Source organism: Nocardia tenerifensis NBRC 101015 (assembly GCF_000308715.1).
GTDB classification, from domain to species: Bacteria; Actinomycetota; Actinomycetes; order Mycobacteriales; family Mycobacteriaceae; genus Nocardia; species Nocardia tenerifensis.
The window spans coordinates 1-2,337 of sequence record NZ_BAGH01000340.1 but is presented as its reverse complement, the minus strand read 5'-3'; the positions used below and the strand labels follow the sequence as shown (position 1 = coordinate 2,337).

Sequence of the window (2,337 nt, the reverse complement as noted above, 5' to 3'; positions counted from 1 at the left end):
GCAGGTCGACCTGTTCGTCGTCGGGCAGCTCCTGCACCACGTCGGCGAGCCGCTCGTCGTCGAGCGCGACCGCGACCTCGATGCGCCGTTTCTCCGGCAGCTCGCGCAGCAGGTGCGCGACGTCGGCGGGTCGCAGACCCTCGAACTGCTCGAGCAGCTGGGTGACCTCCTGGCCGGGCCGGTCGATCTCGTGCGGGGTCAGTCCGGAGACGTGGATCCAATCGACCACGTGCACGGTGCGGCGGCGGCCGATTCGGCGGTGTCCGCGCACGGCCACCTTGGTCACCCGCCAGTCCCTGGTGCGGGTCTGCTCCATGCCGAGGTCGACCACGAATACGTCGACGCCGGCGAGGTCGGGCAGGTCCGGATCCTCCACGCGCACCGAGGAATCCACGATCTGCGCCAGCGCGAGCATCTCGCCCGGGCGCTGGGTGAACCGGCGCAGGCTCACCGTTCCGGTGTTCAAGGTCACCATGCCCGGCTCGATCGCGGTGACCCGCAGGATCGGCACGAAAATGCGTCGCCTGGTGGGCAATTCGACGACGAGGCCGTGAATGCGGGGCTGCTGACGGTCGTATCGGATGGCCACGACGACGTCGCGGACTCGGCCGATAGACTCGCCGTCCGGTCCCAACACCACCAGGCCGGCCAGCCTGGCGACGTACACCCTGGTAGCTGCCATGCTTGCCAGGCTAGAGGTTCGCGGGCGGAACTCCCGCATAGTAGAGGAGTGATCTTGAAGCCGCGCCGTTCCGTGCTCGCCTGTCCCGGCAGCAGCAAGAAGATGATCGAGAAGGCCAAGGGCCTGCCGGTCGACGAGGTGTTCCTCGATCTGGAGGACGCCGTCGCGCCGCAGGCCAAGGCCGAGGCGCGGGCGAATATCGTGGCGGCGCTGAACGACTCGGACTGGGGAGCGCAGCTGCGGGTGGTCCGGGTCAACGACTGGACCACCCAGTGGACCTACGCCGACGTCATCACCGTGGTCGAGGGCGCGGGCACGGCGTTGGACGCCATCCTGCTGCCGAAGGTGACCGACGCCGGCCAGGTGCGCGCGCTGGATCTGCTGCTCACCCAGCTGGAGAAGGCGAGCGGGCTCGAGGTCGGTCGCATCGGCATCGAGCCGCAGATCGAGAACGCGCTGGGGCTGCGCAATATCGACGAGATCGCCACCGCGAGCCCGCGCGTGCAGGCGCTGGTCTTCGGCCCGGCCGACTTCATGGCCAGCATCAACATGCGCACGCTCGTGGTCGGCGAGCAACCGGAGGGCTACGACACCGGCGACGCCTATCACCACATTCTGATGACGATCCTGCTCGCCGCCCGTGCGCATGGCCTCCAAGCGATCGACGGCCCATACCTGCAGATTCGGGATGTGGCGGGTTTCCGCCGAGCCGCCGCGCGCACGGCCGCGCTCGGCTTCGACGGCAAGTGGGTGCTGCACCCCGGCCAGATCGAGGCGGCCAACGAGATCTTCAGCCCGCGTCAGGCCGATTACGATCGCGCGGAGCTGATTCTGGACGCGTACGCCTACCACACCTCGGCCGAGGGCGGCGCCCGCGGCGCGGTGATGCTCGGCGACGAAATGATCGACGAGGCCAGCGCGAAAATGGCGAAGGTCATCGCGGAAAAGGGCCGGGCGGCGGCAATGACGCGGACCACGCGTTTCACACCCCCGGAAAACCCGCCGAAATAGCAGAATAGAGACATGACGAATCCCCTGGGGAACTCGAATCGCGCACGGCAGGCCTTGCCGACGCCGCCGTCCGGCTGGCCGGTCGGCTCCTATCCCACCTACGCCGAGGCGCAGAAGGCCGTCGACTACCTGGCCGACGCCCAGTTCCCGGTGCAGGACGTGACCATCGTCGGCGTCGACCTCATGCAGGTCGAGCGGGTCCTCTACCGGTTGACGTGGGGCAAGGTCATCGGTGGCGGCGTGGTGAGCGGAGCGTGGCTCGGCCTGTTCCTCGGCCTGCTGCTCGGCCTGTTCACCTCCAGCGGCACGCTCGGTCCGCTGCTCGTCGGCCTGGTCGGCGGCATCATCTTCGGCGTCATCTCCACCTCGATCCCGTACGCCGCGACCAAAGGTCAGCGCGATTTCGCCTCCACCATGCAGTTGGTGGCCGGGCGCTACGACGTGCTGTGCGACCCGAAGTCCGCGGAGCAGGCCCGCGACATGCTCGCGCGACTGGCCATCTGACGCATGGAGGTGGTGTCGACGGTCCGCACCGGTGTGCTCGACCATTTCGGTGTGCCCACGACCGGTGTCGACTCGGCGTCGGTGACGTTCCTCGGCCTGGAGCCGATCGAGATCCTGCGGATCGTCGACGGCGACCTGGT

At 68.4% G+C, this 2,337-nt stretch carries 3 protein-coding genes; 2 read left to right on the top strand and 1 reads right to left on the bottom strand.

The genetic code is table 11. The features are described from left to right. On the bottom strand, positions 1-682 hold a 682-nt coding region (locus tag ON39_RS26615; RefSeq protein ID WP_040738532.1), incomplete at its 3' end, for a magnesium transporter MgtE N-terminal domain-containing protein. A 54-nt stretch (positions 683-736) separates the two neighbouring features. Here ON39_RS26615 and ON39_RS26610 point away from each other — a divergent pair. After that, on the top strand, positions 737-1,693 hold the full coding sequence (locus ON39_RS26610) for an HpcH/HpaI aldolase/citrate lyase family protein (protein ID WP_083894705.1): 957 nt from the start codon (positions 737-739) through the stop codon (positions 1,691-1,693). A gap of 12 nt (positions 1,694-1,705) precedes the next feature. Then, a complete protein-coding gene (locus ON39_RS26605) occupies positions 1,706-2,197 on the top strand; it encodes a YflT domain-containing protein (RefSeq protein WP_040738530.1) in 492 nt (163 codons plus the stop codon). Positions 2,198-2,337 lie beyond the last annotated feature (140 nt).